Raw genomic sequence first — 17,845 nt, forward strand, 5'->3', positions numbered from 1 at the left:
GCCGTATCGCATACCGGCGGGTAGTGAGTGGCTGGCTAAAAACTTTTGTTCGGTTCCCACAACGGTCCCCGCTCAGGCTTCGGCCGTTACGACATGGCGCCGCCCGCGGACAGGCGGAAGGGTGAGGCAAGCCGGGGGCATCGCCGCGCCCGGCGCGCAGGAGTGGGTCAACCGAAGGGGACGGTCACGTGTTCACCCGTGTCGCCATCGTCAACCGTGGTGAGGCCGCGATGCGGCTCATCCACGCGGTCCGGGAACTGGCCGCGGAGACCGGCAGCCGGATCGAGACCGTCGCGCTGTACACCGACGTCGACCGTACCGCCACGTTCGTCCGCGAGGCGGACGTCGCCTACGACCTGGGCCCCGCGTCCGCCCGCCCGTACCTCGACCTCAAGGCCCTGGAGCGCGCGCTGGTCGAGACCGGCGCGGACGCCGCCTGGGTGGGCTGGGGTTTCGTGGCCGAGGACCCGTCGTTCGCCGAGCTGTGCGAGAAGATCGGCGTGACGTTCGTCGGGCCGAGCCCGGACGCCATGCGCAAGCTCGGCGACAAGATCGGCGCGAAGCTGATCGCCGAGGAGGTCGGCGTGCCGGTCGCGCCGTGGAGCCGCGGCGCGGTGGAGAGCCTGGAGGACGCGCTGCGCGCGGCGGCCTCGATCGGCTACCCGCTGATGCTCAAGGCGACCGCCGGTGGCGGCGGGCGCGGCATCCGGGTGATCCGCAGCGACGCCGAGCTGGCCGACGCCTACGAGCGCACCAGCCAGGAGGCGGCGCGGGCGTTCGGCAGCGGCGTGGTGTTCCTGGAGCGCCTGGTCACCGGCGCCCGGCACGTCGAGGTCCAGGTGATCGCGGACGGCCAGGGCACCGCGTGGGCGCTCGGGGTACGGGACTGCTCGGTGCAGCGGCGCAACCAGAAGGTGATCGAGGAGTCCGCGTCGCCGGTGCTCAGCCCGGAGCAGACCGCGGAGCTGAAGGCGTCGGCGGAGCGGCTGGCGGTCGCCGTCGGTTACCGGGGCGCGGCCACAGTCGAGTTCCTCTACCACCCGGGCGACCGGCTGTTCGCGTTCCTGGAGGTGAACACGCGCCTTCAGGTCGAGCACCCGATCACCGAGTCGACCACCGGGTTCGACCTGGTCAAGGCGCAGCTGCACGTGGCCGGCGGCGGCCGGCTGACCGGTGAGCCGCCGGTCGAGCGCGGGCACGCGATCGAGGCGCGGCTCAACGCCGAGGACCCGGACCGCGACTTCGCGCCCTCCCCCGGCCGGATCACCCGGCTGGACCTGCCCGCCGGTCCCGGCATCCGGGTCGACACCGGGGTCAGCGAGGGCGACACCATCCCGGCCGACTTCGACTCCATGATCGCGAAGATCATCGCGTACGGCCGGGACCGTGACGAGGCGCTGGGCCGCCTGCGCCGGGCGATGGCGAACACCACAGTGGTCATCGCCGGCGGCGCGACGAACAAGAGCTTCGTGCTCGACCTGCTCGACCAGCCCGAGGTGATCGACGCCAGCGCGGACACCGGCTGGATCGACCGGGTACGCGGCGAGGGCCGCCTGGTCGCGCACCGGCACTCCGCCGTGGCGCTCGCCGCCGCCGCGATCGAGGCGTACGAGGAGGACGAGACCGCCGAACGGCAGCGGCTGCTGTCCACCGCGGCCGGTGGACGCCCGCAGGTGCAGCACCGCAGCGGCCGGCCACTGGACCTGAAGCTGCGCGGCGTGACCTACCGGATGCGGGTGGCCCGGGTCGGCGCGCACCGGTTCCGGGTCGGTGTCGAGGCCGGTGGCGACGTCCGCACCGCCGACGTCGAGCTGGACCGCTTCGACCGGCACACCGGCCAGGTCGCCGTCAACGGGGCCCGGTTCCGCCTGCTCACCGACACCCACGGCCCGGTCCACCTGGTCGAGGTGGACGGCGTGACGCACCGGATCAGCCGCGACGAGGGCGGTGTGCTGCGCTCCCCCATGCCGGCGCTCGTGGTCGCCACGCCGCTTCAGGTCGGCGCGGAGGTCGAGGCCGGCGCGCCGGTGCTGGTGCTGGAGGCGATGAAGATGGAGACGGTGCTGCGCGCGCCGTTCCGGGCCCGCCTCAAGGAGTCCTCGGTGGCGGTCGGCACCCAGGTGGAGGCAGGCGCGCCGCTGCTGCGCCTGGAGCCGCTCGCCGAGGAAGGCGCCGAGGCGGCCGACGGCCCGGCCGGTCCCGCCGTCGAGCTGGACCTGCCCGTGGCCCCGGCGGACGTGCCGGCGCGGTCCCGGGCCGAGCGCGGCCAGGAGGATCTGTGCGCCCTGCTGCTCGGCTACGACGTGGACCCGCACGACGAGCGCCGGGTGCTCGACGACTACCTGGACGCGCGGCGGGCGGCCACCGAGGCCGGGCACCGGCCGCTGGCCGAGGAACTGGAACTGGTCGGCGTCTTCGCCGACCTGGCCGAGCTGAGCCGCAACCGGCCCGGCGGCGACGACGGGCCGGGCGGGCACGTGCACAGCGCCCGCGAGTACTTCCACACCTATTTGCAGAGCCTCGACGTCGAGCGGGCCGGCTCCCCGGAGTCGTTCCGGACCCGCCTGGCCAAGGCGCTCGCCCACTACGGCGTCACCGAGCTGGACCGCTCCCCCGAGCTGGAGGCCGCGGTCTTCCGGATCTTCCTGGCCCAGCAGCGGGCCGCCGCCGACGCCACGGTGATCGCCGCGCTGCTGCGCTCCTGGCTGCGTGAGCCGCCGCCGGACGAGGCGCTGCGCGAGCCGGCCGGCCTCACGCTGGAGCGGCTCGTCGCGGCCACCCAGGTCCGCTTCCCGGTGGTCGCCGACCTGGCCCGCGGCGTGGTGTTCGCCTGGTTCGCCCAGCCGCTGCTGCGCCGCAACCGGGCCCGCGTGTACGCCCAGGTCCGTACCCACCTGCGGCACCTCGACGCGCAGCCGGACGCGCCGGACCGCGCCGAGCGGATCGCCGAGATGGTCCGCAGCACCGAACCGCTGGTCCGGCTGCTCGGCCAGCGCCTGGTCCGCAACGACCTGGACAACGCGGCCATGCTGGAGGTGCTGACCCGTCGCTACTACGGCAACAAGGCGCTCACCGAGGTGCGCACCCGCACCGCCGGTGGTTGCACGTTCGTGGTGGCCGGGCGGGACGGGTCGAGCGTGGTCTCGGCCGCCGTACGCTTCGACGCGCTCGGCGACGCGCTGCGCGGCCTGGCCGAGGTGGCCCGCGACTGCGAGGCCGTCGACGCGGACGTCTACCTGGCGTGGGAGAACCAGCCGGAGGACCTGGACGCCACCGCCGCCGCGCTGCTGGACGTGGTCAACGCGCACCCGCTGCCGCAGCAGGTACGCCGCCTCACCACCACCGTCGCCGGGCGTGGCGGAGCGGTGATGCACCACCACGTCACGTTCCGTCCGGCCGAGGGCGGCGGGATGGCCGAGGAGCGGCTGATCCGCGGCCTGCACCCGTACATCGCGCAGCGGATGCAACTGGAGCGGCTGCGCGAGTTCGACCTGACCCGCCTGCCGTCGCTGGACGAGGAGGTCTACCTGTTCCAGGCGGTCGCCCGGCAGAACCCGTCCGACCAGCGGCTGGTGGCGTTCGCGCAGGTGCGTGACCTGACCGAGCTGCGGGAGCAGGACGGCCGCCTGGTGGCGCTGCCGACCACCGAGGACACGGTGGCGGCCTGCATCGACTCGATCCGCCGGGCGCAGTCGCGGCGGCCGTCGAAGTCGCGGTTCCCGACCAACCGGATCGTCGTCTACGTGTGGCCGCCGAGCGAGCTGACCCGCGAGGAGATGGAGCTGATCGCCGGGCGGGTGCGCCCGACCACGGTGGGCGCCGAGCTGGAGGAGATCCTGTTCATCGCCCGGCAGCGCGACCGCCGTACCGGCGAGCTGACCAAGGTCGGCGTGCGGATCACGTTCGACGTGACCGGGCACGCGCGGCTGACGGTGGGCGAGCCGCCGGCCGAGCCGGTCGAGCCGCTGGACGACTACCGGCTCAAGGTGCTGCGGGCGGCCGGGCGCAACACGGTCTACCCGTACGAGCTGACCGGCCTGCTGGGCGACTTCGTCGAGCACGACCTGGACGCGGACCACCAGCTGGTGCCGGTGGACCGGCCGAAGGGCCGCAACACCGCGGCGATCGTGGCGGGTGTGGTGACCACGCCGACGCCGCGGCACCCGCAGGGCGTGACCCGGGTGGTGCTGCTCGGCGACCCGACCAAGTCCCTCGGCGCGCTGTCCGAGCCGGAGTGCCGGCGGGTGATCGCCGCGCTGGACCTGGCGCAGCGGATGGGCGTGCCGCTGGAGTGGTACGCGCTGAGCGCGGGCGCCCGGATCTCGATGACCTCCGGCACGGAGAACATGGACTGGGTGGCCGCGGCGCTCAAGCGCATCGTCGAGTTCACCCAGGACGGCGGTGAGATCAACATCGTGGTGGCGGGCATCAACGTCGGCGCCCAGCCGTACTGGAACGCCGAGGCGACGATGCTCATGCACACCAAGGGCGTGCTGGTCATGACGCCGGACTCGGCGATGGTGCTCACCGGCAAGCAGTCGCTCGACTTCTCCGGCGGCGTGTCCGCCGAGGACAACTTCGGCATCGGCGGCTACGACCGGGTGATGGGCCCGAACGGGCAGGCGCAGTACTGGGCGCCGGACCTGCCGGCCGCGCGGGACGTGCTGATGGCACACTACGACCACACCTACGTCGCGCCGGGCGAGCACGCCCCGCGCCGGGCCGTCACGATGGACCCGGTGGACCGGGACGTCTGCGGCTACCCGCACGCGGTCGCCGGCAGCGACTTCGCCACCGTCGGCGAGATCTTCTCCGCCACCGCGAACCCGGACCGCAAGAAGCCGTTCGACATCCGTACCGTCATGCGGGCCCTCGCGGACCAGGACCACCCGGTGCTGGAGCGGTGGGCCGGCATGGCCGACGCGGAGACCGCTGTGGTGCAGGACGTGCACCTCGGCGGCATCCCGGTGTGCCTGCTCGGCATCGAGTCGCGCTCGGTGCCCCGGCACGGCTTCCCGCCCACCGACGGCCCGGACACCTACACCGCGGGCACGCTGTTCCCGCGCTCGTCGAAGAAGGCCGCGCGGGCGATCAACGCGGCGAGCGGCAACCGGCCGCTGGTCGTGCTGGCCAACCTGTCCGGCTTCGACGGCTCACCCGAGTCGATGCGCAAGCTGCAACTGGAGTACGGCGCGGAGATCGGCCGGGCGATCGTCAACTTCCGCGGCCCGATCGTGTTCTGCGTGATCTCGCGCTACCACGGCGGCGCGTTCGTGGTCTTCTCCAAGGCGCTCAACCCGGACATGACGGTGCTGGCGATCGAGGGGTCGTTCGCCTCGGTGCTCGGTGGCGCGCCCGCCGCCGCCGTGGTGTTCGCCGGCGAGGTCGCCGCCCGCACCGCCGCCGACCCCCGGGTACGCGACCTGGAGGCGAAGGTCGCCGCCGCGGCCGGCACCGAGCGGGCGACGCTCACCGCCGAGCTGGACGAGCTGCGCTCGTCGGTGCGGGCGGAGAAGCTGGGCGAGGTGGCCGCCGAGTTCGACCGGGTACACAGCATCCAGCGTGCGGTCGAGGTCGGTTCGGTCGACGCGGTGATCCGCGCCGCCGAGCTGCGTCCCCGCGTCATCGAGGCGATCGAGGCGCGCCTGCGCTGACCCGTTCCACCGCCGGACGGCGGGCGGGCCTGCGGGTCCGCCCGCCGTTTCGCGTGGGCCGGTGCTCGACGGGCCACCGGCCGCGTGACGCGCTCAGGTGGTAATGAAAGCCGTGTTCGTTGGTGCCGGCGCCACGCAACTGCTGACGGCAGCCCCGGCGCGGGCGGGTCACGGTCCGCGCCGGCTCAGGCGGCGCAGCGGTCGCAGGTGCCGAAGATCTCCAGGGTGTGCCCCACGTCGGTGAAGCCGTGCTGCGCGGCGACCTGGTCGGCCCACCGCTCCACGGCCGGGCCGGCCACCTCCACGGCCCGGCCGCAGCGGCGGCAGACCAGATGGTGGTGATGGCGGCTCTGGCTGCACCGGCGATAGAGGTGCTCGCCGCCGGGCAGCCGCGCCGAGTCGATCTCGCCGTTGTCGACGAGCATCTGGAGCGTCCGGTACACCGTGGTCAGGCCGACCTTCGCCTGCCGCTGGACGAGCATCTGGTGCAGCTGCTGCGCGCTGTGGAAGCCGTCCAGATCCCGCAGCAGCGCCAGCACCTCGGCGCGCTGACGGGTGTTGCGGGTCGCCCCGGTCGTCGCCTGGGTCACCGTCGCCTCCCTCGTCCGGGCGCCCGCCCGGCACCCTCGTCCGGCCGCCGCCGCACCCGGCGCGCCACGTGACACCCGGAACCATTATGCCTTCCGGGCGCACCGCCGATCCCGGGTCCGACGCTCCGCCGCCTGGGGGTGTGACGCGCCCGACCGCCCCGGCCGGAACTATCCGGCACACCGGGCCGACAAACGGTACGAACACCGGATCTTCGAGGGGACCACGTCATGCCCAGCACCACCAGCCGCCGATTCCTGCGCCCCGCGGCCCTGATCGGCGCAGCCGTGCTCGCCGCGTCCGTCACCGCCTGCGGATCCTCCGGCACGCCGTCTGCCGCCCCGTCGGCATCGGCATCGACCTCGTCGTCGGCGAGCGCCCCGGGGGGCGTGCTCACCGTCCGCGACCCGTGGGTGAAGGCCGCCGACAAGGGCATGACCGCCGCGTTCGCCACGCTCGCCAACGACGGCGACACCGACGTCACGATCACCAAGGCGGCCACCGAGGTCTCTCCGATGGAACTGCACGAGATGACCATGAAGGACGGCAAGATGGTCATGCAGGCCAAGGAGGGCGGCATCGTGATCAAGGCGCGCTCCAGCACCACGCTGGAGCCCGGCGGCGACCACCTGATGCTGATGAACCTCGCCAGGCCGGTCGAGGCCGGCGACGAGCTGAGCTTCACGCTCACCTTCGCCGACGGCCGGACCCAGACGTTCACCGCGGTGGCGAAGCCGTTCACCGGCGCCCAGGAGTCCTACGCCCCCGGTCACGGTGAGTCCCCGATGCCGGAAACGAGCATGAGCCCGGCGTCATGAGCGACCGTCCCGCCACGGCCCGCCGGGTGAGCCGGCGCGGCCTGCTCACCGGCGGCGCGATGGCCGCCGGGGGCGCGCTGGCCGGGGCGGGCGCCCTCGCCGCCGCCCGCCCCGGCAACCCGGGGGTACGCCCCGCCGAACCGGTTCCGGTGGCGCAGGTGGGCAGCGCGGTCGAGCCGTTCCACGGCGCCCGGCAGTCAGGGGTCACCACCGACCCGCAGGCACACGCCGCGTTCGTCGCGTTCACGCTTCGCCCCGGCACCGACCGGACGGCGATCGGGCGGATGCTGCGGCTGCTCTCCGACGACGCGGCCCGGCTCACCCAGGGCCGCCCGGCGCTGGCCGACACCGAGCCGGAGCTGAGCGTGCTGCCGGCTCGGCTGACGGTCACGTTCGGCTTCGGTCCCGGGCTCTACGCCGCCGCCGGGCTCGACGACCGCCGGCCCGCCTCGGTGGCCGACCTGCCCGCGTTCGGCATCGACCGGCTGCAACCCCGCTGGTCCGGCGGGGACCTGCTGCTCCAGATCTGCGCCGACGACCCGCTCACCGTCGCCCACGCCCAGCGGGTCCTGGTCAAGGACAGCCGTCCGTTCGCCGTCGTCCGCTGGGTGCAGCAGGGCTTCCGGCGGGCGGCCGGCGCCGAGCCGGGCCGGACCCAGCGCAACCTGTTCGGGCAGCTCGACGGCACCGCCAACCCGAAGCCCGGCACGCCGGCGGACACCGCGGTGTGGGTGACCGACGGACCGGACTGGCTGCGCGACTCGACGACGCTCGTGGTGCGGCGGATCAGCATGAACCTGGAGACCTGGGACCTGCTGGGCCGCACCGACCGGGAACTCGCCGTCGGGCGGCGCCTCGACACCGGCGCGCCGCTGACCGGCCGGGCCGAACACGACGAGCCGGACTTCGCCGCGCTCGGCCCGGACGGGCTCACCGTCATCCCCGACTTCTCGCACCTGACCCGCGCCCGCGTCACCGACGACCGGCAGAAGATCCTGCGCCGGCCCTACAACTACGACGGCGTGTCGACCCCCGAGGGGAACGCGGACACCGGGCTCGTCTTCGCCTCGTACCAGGCCGACATCGCCGGCCAGTTCCTGCCCATCCAACGCCGGCTCGCCGAGCGCGACCTGCTCAACGAGTGGACCACCCCGATCGGCTCCGCCGTGTTCGCCGTGCCGCCCGGCTGCCCCGAGGGCGGCTGGATCGGCCGGCAACTGCTCGGCTGACCACCACAGGAAGGCGCGTCATGCGTACCCGTTCCGTCACCGCGCTGCTCGCCGCGGTCCTCACCGCCCTGCTGCTGGTCCCGGCCACGCCCGCGGCGGCGCACAACTCCCTCCAGGAGGCCACGCCCGCACGCGACGCCCGGCTCACCGCCGCGCCCACGCAGGTCACGCTGCGGTTCCTGCAACGGCTGAACCCCTCATACACCACGATCACGGTCAGCGACGCCGGTCAGCGCCCGGTGCCCACCTCCGCACCGGCGGTGGACGGTGCCACCGGCACGGTGACGATCGACGAGCCGCTGGGCAACGGCACCTACACCGTCGCCTACCGGGTCGTGTCCCGCGACGGCCACCCGGTCCAGGGGTCGTACCGCTTCACCGTCGCCGACCCGGCCGCGCCCGCGCCGTCGGCTCCCGCCTCGGCGGTGGTTCCCACGCCCACCGGCGCGGACGCCACGGCGGGTGCGGGCGGCGCGTCCGGCGGACCGGCGGCCGCGGACGAGCCGGACGCCTCCGGTGCGCGGTCCGGCGACGACGGCCCGCCGGTCGCGCTGCTGGCCGGCGGGGCGGCCGCCGGTCTGCTCGTGGTCGCCGGGATCGTGCTGCTCGTCGCGCGCCGAGCGCGCGCTCGCGCCGGCTCCGGCGACGTTCGCTGACGCCGGTACGCCGGACCGGCGAGGCGGAGCGCGCGCCGCGGCGCCCGGTACGCGGACCGGCACCGGTGAGCCGGCCGGGCCGGCTCAGCGGGCGGGCCGGCTCAGCGGGCGGGCGGGCGACCGGGGCGGGCCGGCTCAGCGGGCGGGCGGCGGTCCGACGCTGCGGCGCGGCACCAGCGTCGGCGCGATCGTCTGCCGCAGCGGCCCCGCGGTCTGCGACTCGATCTGCGCCAGGAGCAGGTCGAGGCTGGCCGCGGCGACCGCGCCGAAGTCCGGCCGCACCGTGGTCAGCGGCGGGATGAAGTACGCCGCCTCGGGCACGTCGTCGAACCCGACCACGCTGATGTCGTCGGGGACGCGGCGGCCGTGCTCGTGCAGCGCCCGCAGCACGCCCAGCGCCAGATGGTCGTTGGCGGTGAAGACGGCGGTGACCTCCGGCATCCGGGCCAGCATCTGCCCGCACCGGTAGCCCGCCGCCGCCGACCAGTCGGCCGGGACCAGCGGCGGGATCTCGGCGCCGGCGTGCCGCAGCGCCTCGCGCCACCCCTCGATCCGGCCGGCGCTGTCGAACCAGTCCGACGGGCCGGACACGTGCCACACCGTGCGGTGCCCGGCGGCGAGGAGGTGCTCGGTGGCGGCCCGGGCGCCGGCGACCTGGTCGACCGTCACCAGCGGGATCGGCCGCCGCGGGTCGCCGTCGACAGTCACCAGCGGCACGTCCTGCGGCAGCCGTTCCAGCGCCTCCCCGGCGGACTCGACCGGCGCGATGACCACTATGCCGGCGACCCGGTGCGCCAGGTGCCGTTCCACGGCGGCCGAGATGGAGCGGTGGTCGAGGTCGCTGACGCTGCCGACGCTCACCGCGAAACCGGCCTCGGCGGCCGCCTGCTCCAGCGCCGCGAGCAGCGACGCCGGGCCGTAGAGCGTGGTGTTCTGCGCGACCACGCCGATCACCTGGGACCGGCCGGTCACCAGCGCGCGGGCCGCGCGGTTGGGTCGGTAGCCGAGTTCGGTGATGGCGGCCTGCACCCGCAGCCGGGTCTGCTCACGCACGTTGGGATGCCCGTTGAGCACCCGGGAGACCGTCTGGTGCGACACCCCGGCGAGGCGGGCCACGTCCGTCATCGCAGGACCGCGCACGGCCACCTCACTTTCGCCACTGCCCGCGGCCACACCCGGTCGATCTCGACCGGACCGGCCCGGGTGGCGACAGTCTACGCCAGCGGTCCCATCGGTATCGGCACCGTGGATCGACCGTTCCCACCGTGGCGCGGCGATATCGCGGAATCGGCCGACGGCTCATTCCCTTCCGTTACGCAGCGGCGTGAACAGGCAGCTCGGGAGCGGTGGAATTGAGCCCGGGGTGCGGCATTTCCGGCGATTGCCGGTGCCCCACCCCGGGCTATTGAAGATGTGTCAACGGCCGCGAATGGTGACCGTCGTCACGGTGTTGTCAGCGAGAACTGCCGCACCGTCACCGCGCCACCGAGCGATTGGGTGGCGTAGTTGAAGAAGCCGAACCGGTACCCCATGAAGAACTGCCACGCGTTGTTGAGCGTCAGCGCGTTCCCGAGCGGTACGAAGTTCACCCCGTCGGTGCTGTAGGAGAACCGCGCCTGCCGTCCCGAGCCGGGCCGGATGTCGGCGTTGGCCCGCAGCCAGATCCGCCCGCCGGACACCGACGCACCGGCGATCTCCGTACCGGTGCTGGTGGTGTTCCAGTTGTTCGAGCCCATGGTCAGGCCGTTCGTCATCACCACCCGCGTCGCGCCGTTGTCACGCCGTACGCCGATCCAGGCCGAACTGTCCCGCAGCATCGCCAGGCCGGCCCGGTCACCGTCGCGCATGCCCGAGTAGTCCAGCTCGATCGTGCCGGTCGAGGTGGGGCCCTGGATGCGGTGGGTGAGCGTGTTGCGGGCCCGGTACAGGTCGTTCGTCACGCTGGCGGTCTGCAGGCGCAGGCCGTTGTTCACCGACCACCTGCTGTTGTCCGGGTTGTGGTTCCACTCGTACTGCACGCCGAGCGTGGTGCCGGAGAACGTGTCGGTGCCGGTGAGCGGCTTGACCGGGCGGGTCGGCAGCGGGTTGGGGTAGCTCGCGCCCCAGGCGCCGTTGACGGTCTGCACCTGCGGCCAGCCGTCGGAGGTCCAGGTGATCGGCGCCAGCGTCGGCATCCGGCCGCCCGGGTACGCGTCGGTGAACGCCATGTAGTACCAGGCGCCGGTCTGCGTCTGCACCAGCCCGCCCTGGTGCGGCACGCCCCCGCCGGAGATCGGGCCGGGCAGGTTGAGCAGCACCTGCCGCTGCTCGTACGGGCCGAACGGGCCGTTCGTGGACTTCAGCACGTACTGGCCGTTGGCCGGCCGGGTGAGCCAGATGTAGTACGCGCCGTTGCGCTTGTAGAAGCGCGCACCCTCCAGCGTGCCGATGCTCGACGGCGTCTGATAGACCTGCTGGGCCCGGACCTGGCTGCGCCCGTCGGCGGAGAGCTGGGCCACGCTGATCGTGCCGTTGCCGTACGCGACGTACATGGTGTCGTTGTCGTCGATCAGCATGCCGGCGTCGTAGTAGCAGTTCGGGATGGTGGCCAGGCGGCTCCACGCGCCGTCGACGGCGCCGGCGGTGTAGATGTGGGTCTGCGCGAAGTCGATGCAGCCGGCCCAGTAGAACGTGCGGTTGCTCGGCCGGTAGTTCAGCGTCGACGCCCAGATGCCGTCCACGTACGCGTGCTCGTTGGCGCTCAGGTCGTACTTCGAGCCGAAGTCCAGTCGCGGTACGGAGTGCCCGGCGAACTCCCAGTTCACCAGGTCCCAGGAGCGCAGCACCGGCGCGCCCGGCGAGTAGTGCATGGTGGAGGCGGACATGTAGTAGACGTCGCCGACCCGGATGATGTCGACGTCGGCGAAGTCCTGCCAGACGGCCGGGTTGGTGAAGCTGCCGCCCGGGTTGCCCGGGTTGTCGCCGACGCGGACGAGCTGCCACTGCTGGTTCGCGCCGTTCCAGTCGTCGTACTGCACGATGTTGCCGCCGTCGGCGGTGGAGGCGTTCTGCACCTCCATCACCTTGTTCGAGTTCCGGTTGATCAGCCGGACGTACCCGCCGTCGGAGTCGGCCAGCCGGAACTGCTGGTTGGTGCCGCCGTGGTCGGTCCACTGGACCACCGCCGCGCCGTTGGCGGTGGACGCGCCGGTCACGTCGAGCACCTTGCCCGAGTGCCGGGAGCGCAGCCGGTAGTAGCCACCGCCGGAGTCCACGAACTGCCACTGCTGCCAGGCGCCGTCGTTGCGCGTCCACTGGGTGATCCGCGCGCCGTCGTTGGTGGCCTGGTTGTACAGGTCCAGCGCCTTGCCGCTGTTGCGGTTCACCAGCACGTAGTACGCGCTGGTGTCCACCGTGGCGGCCGACACCGGCGCGGGCACGGCACCCACCACCACGCCGCCGACAAGCAGCGCCACCACCCCGGCCAGCAGCCGGGACAGGCTTCCACGTCCACGGGACAGTCGAGCCGTCACCACGATCCTCCTTCGTCGACCGGAGCCCGGGCACGGCGGCACGCGCCGACGACGGCGGCGTTATCGCTAACAGCGACGCCTACCCAGGCGAGAGTCGGATCCCTGGCAACTGCGGCGCAGATCGCGCCCGGAACGGCCCGCGAGCGGTGCCGGTGACCCTATCCATCGACTGTGAGCGATAACATGGCGTTCGTCAAGGCGTAACACGCCGCCCGCCGCGCGGGTCGGCACGGACGGCGCGCGGCGGCTCAGAAACCCCGGGCGAGCCGGTAGTACGCCTGGTTCCAGCGCAGCTCGTCGGCGAAGCGGTGCGGGCGCGTCTCGGCGTCGATGACCACCAGTTCGGTCCGGGCCATCGCGGCCAGGTCGCGCAGCTCCTCCACGCCGACGGCCTGCGAGAGCACGGTGTGGTGCGGCGCGCCGGCGGTGATCCACGCCTCCGCCGAGCCGGCCAGGTCGGGCTGCGGACGCCAGACCGCGCGTGCCACCGGAAGGCGGCGCAGCGGGTGCGGCGGCGGCACCACGTCCACCGCGTTGGCGACCAGCCGGAACCGCTCCCCCATGTCCGCCATGCCCAGCACCACAGCCGGACCGGGCGCGGCGTCGAAGACCAGGCGTACCGGGTCCTCCCGCCCGCCGATGCTCAGCGGGTGCACCTCCGCGCTCGGCACGTCGGCGGCGATGCTCGGGCACACCTCCAGCATGTGCGCGCCGAGGATCAGCTCCTGACCGAACGTCAGGTCGTAGGTGTAGTCCTCCATGAACGAGGTGCCGCCCGGCACGCCGACGGCCATCGCCTTGAGCGTGTGCACCAGCACCGAGGTCTTCCAGTCCCCCTCGCCGCCGAAGCCGTACCCGTCGGCCATCAGGCGCTGCACCGCGATCCCGGGGAGCTGCCGCAGCCCGCCGAGGTCCTCGAAGTTCGTGGTGAACGCCCGGAAACCACCGGCGTCGAGGAACGCCCGCAGGCCCAGCTCCTGGCGCGCCGCGTACCGCAGCGAGTCGTGCCGGTCCCCGCCGGGCCGCAGCTCGGACGCGACGCGGTAGGTGTCGTCGTACTCCTTGACCAGGTCGTCGACCTGGGCCTCGGGCACCTGGTCGACGGCGGCGACCAGGTCGTTCACGCCGTAGGTGTTGACCGAGACGCCGAAGCGCAGCTCGGCCTCGACCTTGTCCCCCTCGGTGACCGCGACGTCGCGCATGTTGTCGCCGAAGCGGGCCAGCCGCAACGTCCGCACCGCCGACCAGCCGATCGCGGCGCGGGCCCACGCCGCGACCCGCCCGACGACCCGCGGATCGGTGACGTGGCCGGCGACGGTCTTGCGGGCCACCCCGAGCCGGGTCTGGATGAACCCGAACTCCCGGTCGCCGTGCGCGGCCTGGTTGAGGTTCATGAAGTCCATGTCGATCTCGTCCCACGGCAGCGCCACGTTGGCCTGCGTGTGCAGGTGCAGCAGCGGCGTGCGCAGCGCGTCCAGCCCGGAGATCCACATCTTGGCCGGGGAGAACGTGTGCATCCAGGCGATCACCCCGACCGCGCCCTGCGCCGCCGCGTCCCGGCAGGCCGCGAGGATGTCCGCGCTGGAGGTGAGGACCGGCTTCCAGACCACGCGTACGGGGATGTCCGGCGACTCGTCCAGGCGCGCGGCGATCTGCCGGGACTGCTCGGCGACCTGCCGCAGGGTGTCCTCGCCGTAGAGGCCCTGGCTGCCGGTGAGGAACCAGACCTCGGGCTGGGGGTGAGTTGCCATGTTGTTGCCTTCCGCGCTAGGAACCGTCACTTGAACCGGATGCCGATGAGGCGCTGGAGGAGGATGAACGCGAACAGCAGGCCGCCGATCACGATCTTGGTCCACCAGGAGTTGAGGCTGCCGTCGAACGTGATCAGGGTCTGGATCACGCCCAGCACCAGCACGCCGAGCACGGTGCCGAACACGTACCCGGAGCCGCCGGTGAGCACGGTGCCGCCGATCACCACCGCGGCGATCACGTCCAGCTCCATCCCGACGGCGATCAGCGGCGCGCCGGAGAGCGTGTAGAACGACAGCAGGATGCCGCCGATCGCCGAGCAGAGCCCGCTGATGGTGTAGACGGCGATCCGGGTCCGCGCCACCGGCAGGCCCATCAGCAGCGCCGACTGCGCGTTGCCGCCGACCGCGTACACGTTGCGGCCGAACCGGGTGTACGCCAGCACGTACGCCGCGATCAGCACCACCGCGAACGCGATCAGCACGCTGATCGACACGAAGTTGCCGGCCGGGTCGCCGATGCGCTGCTGCGACATCGAGGTCCAGAAACCGTCGGTGATGGAGATGGAGGCGTCGCTGATGAACGTGCACATGCCCCGGGCGAAGAACATCCCGGCGAGTGTCACGATGAACGGCTGGATCTCGAAGAAGTGGATCGCGCAGCCCATCAGGAAACCGAGCGTCGGGCCGATCAGCAGCGCGATCACCAGCACCAGGGCGGCGGGCAGACCGTCGCGCAGCAACGACGCCGACACCATCGCGGTCATCGCCACCACCGAGCCGACGGACAGGTCGATGCCGCCGGTGAGGATCACGAACGTCATGCCCACCGCGACGACGAGCAGGAACCCGTTGTCGATGAAGACGTTGAAGACGACCTGGACGTTGGAGAAGGCGCGGTACTGGGACACGCCGATGCCGTACATGACCAGCAGCAGGGCGAGCGTGGCCAGCACCGGGACGTGCCGCCGGGGCAGGCTGGGCCGCCAGGACCGGCCGGTGGTCAACGACGTGCTGCTCATGCCGGCACCTGCTCCTTCTCCCGCTGCGGCGCCGCCGGGCCGGGTTCGGCCCCGCGCCGGCGCCGGCGCAGCCGGGCACGGAACGCCGGGGCCTGGACGAGGCAGACGGCGATGACGACGACCGCCTTGAACAGCAGCGACGTCTGCGGCGAGATGTTCATGGCGTACACCGTGGTGGTGAGGGTCTGGATGATCAGCGCGCCGAGGACGGTGCCGCCGAGGGAGAACCGGCCGCCGGCCAGCGAGGTGCCGCCGATGACGACGGCCAGGATCGCGTCGAGCTCGATCCACAGGCCGGCGGCGTTGCCGTCGGCGCTGGAGACGTTGGCGGTGACCATGAAACCGGCGAGCGCGGCGCAGACGGCGCTGATCACGTAGACGAGGAAGACGATGCGCCGGGACCGGATGCCGGCGAGCCGGCTGGCCTCGGCGTTGCCGCCGACCGACTCGACGATCAGCCCCAGCGCGGTGCGCCGGGTGAACGCGGCCACGAGCAGCGCGGCGGCGAGCGCGATCAGGATGGCCAGCGGCAGCGTCAGGAAGTGGCCGAGCCCGATCGCCCGGTACGGACCGGAGTTGATGGTGATGATCTGGCCCTCGGTGACGAGCTGGGCGATGCCCCGCCCGGCCACCATGAGGATCAGCGTGGCGATGATCGGCTGGATGCCGATGACCGCCACGAGTATGCCGTTCCACGCGCCGAGCACGAGCGCGGCCCCGAAGGCCAGGGCGAGCGCGGTGGCCACGGTGGCCGGGCTGTTCTGGTCGGCCGCCCCGCTGATGTGCAGGCAGGCGATCGCGCCGCTGATCGCGCAGAGCGAGCCGACCGACAGGTCGATGCCGCCGGTGGCGATGACGAGCGTCATCCCGAGCGCGACCAGGATCAGCGGCGCGCTCAGCCGGAGGATGTCGATCGGCGTGCCGTACAGGTGGCCGTTCTTGACCTCGACGGCGAGGAAGCCGGGACGGTAGACGGTGTTCGCGGCGATCATGACCACGAGCACGAGCGCCGGCCAGAACAGGCGGTGGCCGGTCAGCGGGCGGAGGCGGTCGGCGACGGCGGTCATCGGGTCACCTCCTCCCGGGGTGTTCCACTGGCGATGGTGCGCATGACGCGGTCGGCGTCGAGCGTGTCGTCGTTGTCGAGCTGGGCGACCATCTCCCGGTCGCGCATGACCGCGACCCGGTGGCTCAGGCGCAGCACCTCCTCCAGCTCGGCGGAGATGAACAGCACCGCCATGCCGCCGTCGGAGAGCTGCACCACCAGCTTCTGGATCTCGGCCTTGGCGCCGACGTCGATGCCGCGGGTCGGCTCGTCCAGGATCAGCAGGCGCGGCTCGGTGATCAGCCAGCGGGCCAGCAGCACCTTCTGCTGGTTGCCGCCGGAGAGGTTGCGCACCGGCAGCTCCGGGTTGGCCGGGCGGATGCTCAGCGCCTCGACGTACTTGCGGACCAGCTCGTCCTGGCGGCGGCGCGGGATCGGACGCAGCCAGCCGCGCGCGGCCTGCATCGCCAGGATCATGTTCTCCCGGACCGACAGCTCCGGGACGATGCCCTCGGCCCGGCGGTTCTCCGAGCAGAACCCGACGCCCTGGCCGATGGCCTGGATCGGGTTGCGCACCGGCGCCCGGCCGCCGTCGAGCCGGACCTGGCCGTGGTCGGCCCGGTCCGCGCCGAAGATCAGCCGTGCCACCTCGGTACGGCCGGAGCCGAGCAGGCCGGCCAGGCCGACCACCTCTCCGGCGTGGATGCGCAGGCTGAACGGGGCGACCGCGCCGCGCCGGCCCAGCTCGGCGGCGTCCACGAGCGGGGCCTCGCCGTCCGAGTCGACTGTGGCGCGCTTCTGCTGCTCGTCGAGCCGCTCCAGCACGTCCAGCTCCTGCCCGATCATCTTCTCGACCAGGCTGAACTGCGGCAGCTCCTCGGTGCGGTACTCCCCCACGAGCCGGCCGTTGCGCAGCACGGTGATCCGGTCGGCGATGCCGTAGACCTGGTCGAGGAAGTGGGTGACGAACAGGATCGCGATCCCCTCGTCACGCAGTTGCCGCATGATCCGGAACAGTTGCGCCACCTCGCCGGCGTCCAGGCTGGACGTCGGCTCGTCCAGGATCAGCACCCGGGCCCGCACGTCGATCGCCCGGGCGATGGCGACCATCTGCTGCACCGCCAGCGAGTACGAGCCGAGCGGCGCGGACACGTCGAGGTCGAGGTCGAGCCGGGCCAGCAGGTCGCGGGCCCGGCGGCGCATCTCGCCCCAGCGCACCGCGCCGAACCGGCGGGGCTCCCGGCCGATGAAGACGTTCTCCGCCACCGACAGGTTGGTGCAGAGGTTGACCTCCTGGTAGACGGTGCTGACACCGGCCGCTGCGGCCTGCATCGGACCGGTGAACGAGACCCGCTCGCCGTCGAGCGTGACGACGCCCGCGTCGGTCCCGTAGACGCCGGTCAACACCTTGATCAGGGTGGACTTGCCGGCGCCGTTCTCGCCCATCAGGGCGTGGACCTCGCCCGGGAACAGCCGGAAGTCGACGTCGTGCAGCGCGCGGACCCCGGGGAAGGTCTTGCTGATGCCGGCCATGGTCAGGACCGGACGGTTACCCGTCATCCCATCGGACCTC

Annotated in this window: 11 protein-coding genes; 4 read left to right on the plus strand and 7 right to left on the minus strand. The window is 72.8% G+C overall.

From position 1 onward, the window contains the following. Nucleotides 1-188 precede the first annotated feature (188 nt). Nucleotides 189-5,654 (plus strand): ATP-binding protein, encoded by a 5,466-nt coding sequence (locus tag V6U82_RS01910; RefSeq protein ID WP_334458794.1) that lies wholly within the window; start codon nucleotides 189-191, stop codon nucleotides 5,652-5,654. A 185-nt stretch (nucleotides 5,655-5,839) separates the two neighbouring features. On the opposite strand, the gene V6U82_RS01915 is transcribed toward V6U82_RS01910, so the two are convergent. Further along, on the minus strand, nucleotides 5,840-6,244 hold the full coding sequence (locus tag V6U82_RS01915) for a Fur family transcriptional regulator (protein ID WP_128137702.1): 405 nt from the start codon (nucleotides 6,242-6,244) through the stop codon (nucleotides 5,840-5,842). Between the two features lie 228 nt (nucleotides 6,245-6,472). Between V6U82_RS01915 and V6U82_RS01920 the strand changes: the two genes are divergently transcribed. Genes V6U82_RS01920 through V6U82_RS01930 form a run of 3 tightly spaced genes read left to right on the plus strand, consistent with a single transcriptional unit; the run spans nucleotide 6,473 to nucleotide 8,945 of the window. Then, entirely contained in the window at nucleotides 6,473-7,060 is a 588-nt protein-coding gene (locus V6U82_RS01920; protein ID WP_334458795.1) for a copper chaperone PCu(A)C, read from the plus strand. After that, nucleotides 7,057-8,289, plus strand: a complete 1,233-nt coding sequence (locus tag V6U82_RS01925) for a Dyp-type peroxidase (protein WP_334458796.1) — start codon at nucleotides 7,057-7,059, stop codon at nucleotides 8,287-8,289. The genes V6U82_RS01920 and V6U82_RS01925 overlap by 4 nt, the downstream gene beginning before the upstream one ends. A 20-nt stretch (nucleotides 8,290-8,309) precedes the next feature. After that, complete coding sequence (locus V6U82_RS01930; protein ID WP_334458797.1) at nucleotides 8,310-8,945, plus strand: copper resistance CopC family protein; 636 nt, start codon at nucleotides 8,310-8,312, stop codon at nucleotides 8,943-8,945. Nucleotides 8,946-9,080: 135 nt separating this feature from the next. Here V6U82_RS01930 and V6U82_RS01935 read toward each other — a convergent pair whose 3' ends face one another. From V6U82_RS01935 to V6U82_RS01960, 6 genes are all read right to left on the minus strand, one after another. Then, nucleotides 9,081-10,070, minus strand: coding sequence for a LacI family DNA-binding transcriptional regulator (locus V6U82_RS01935; protein WP_334458798.1), 990 nt, complete (start codon nucleotides 10,068-10,070; stop codon nucleotides 9,081-9,083). Nucleotides 10,071-10,387: 317 nt separating this feature from the next. Further along, nucleotides 10,388-12,457, minus strand: a complete 2,070-nt coding sequence (locus V6U82_RS01940) for an RICIN domain-containing protein (RefSeq protein WP_334458799.1) — start codon at nucleotides 12,455-12,457, stop codon at nucleotides 10,388-10,390. 248 nt (nucleotides 12,458-12,705) lie between these two features. Beyond that, nucleotides 12,706-14,208: an L-arabinose isomerase gene (araA, locus tag V6U82_RS01945; RefSeq protein ID WP_120569493.1), complete on the minus strand. Its 1,503-nt coding sequence runs from the start codon at nucleotides 14,206-14,208 to the stop codon at nucleotides 12,706-12,708. Between the two features lie 26 nt (nucleotides 14,209-14,234). Next, nucleotides 14,235-15,227 (minus strand): galactofuranose ABC transporter, permease protein YjfF, encoded by a 993-nt coding sequence (gene yjfF / locus V6U82_RS01950; RefSeq protein WP_128137185.1) that lies wholly within the window; start codon nucleotides 15,225-15,227, stop codon nucleotides 14,235-14,237. Beyond that, on the minus strand, nucleotides 15,224-16,294 hold the full coding sequence (locus V6U82_RS01955; protein ID WP_120569492.1) for an ABC transporter permease: 1,071 nt from the start codon (nucleotides 16,292-16,294) through the stop codon (nucleotides 15,224-15,226). Before V6U82_RS01955 ends, yjfF begins: the two co-directional genes overlap by 4 nt. Continuing rightward, on the minus strand, nucleotides 16,291-17,832 hold the full coding sequence (locus V6U82_RS01960) for a sugar ABC transporter ATP-binding protein (RefSeq protein ID WP_334458800.1): 1,542 nt from the start codon (nucleotides 17,830-17,832) through the stop codon (nucleotides 16,291-16,293). The genes V6U82_RS01955 and V6U82_RS01960 overlap by 4 nt, the downstream gene beginning before the upstream one ends. Nucleotides 17,833-17,845: the final 13 nt, after the last annotated feature.

The organism is Micromonospora sp. CPCC 205554, assembly GCF_036902745.1.
GTDB lineage: Bacteria > Actinomycetota > Actinomycetes > Mycobacteriales > Micromonosporaceae > Micromonospora > Micromonospora tulbaghiae.

Bases quoted from the DNA above. Each gene is read 5' to 3' on its own strand.
- V6U82_RS01925 (WP_334458796.1), top strand. From the start codon at position 7,057: ATGAGCGACCGTCCCGCCACGGCCCGCCGGGTGAGCCGGCGCGGCCTG.
- V6U82_RS01935 (WP_334458798.1), bottom strand. From the start codon at position 10,070: ATGACGGACGTGGCCCGCCTCGCCGGGGTGTCGCACCAGACGGTCTCC.
- V6U82_RS01930 (WP_334458797.1), top strand. From the start codon at position 8,310: ATGCGTACCCGTTCCGTCACCGCGCTGCTCGCCGCGGTCCTCACCGCC.
- V6U82_RS01920 (WP_334458795.1), top strand. From the start codon at position 6,473: ATGCCCAGCACCACCAGCCGCCGATTCCTGCGCCCCGCGGCCCTGATC.
- araA (WP_120569493.1), bottom strand. From the start codon at position 14,208: ATGGCAACTCACCCCCAGCCCGAGGTCTGGTTCCTCACCGGCAGCCAG.
- yjfF (WP_128137185.1), bottom strand. From the start codon at position 15,227: ATGAGCAGCACGTCGTTGACCACCGGCCGGTCCTGGCGGCCCAGCCTG.
- V6U82_RS01955 (WP_120569492.1), bottom strand. From the start codon at position 16,294: ATGACCGCCGTCGCCGACCGCCTCCGCCCGCTGACCGGCCACCGCCTG.
- V6U82_RS01960 (WP_334458800.1), bottom strand. From the start codon at position 17,832: ATGACGGGTAACCGTCCGGTCCTGACCATGGCCGGCATCAGCAAGACC.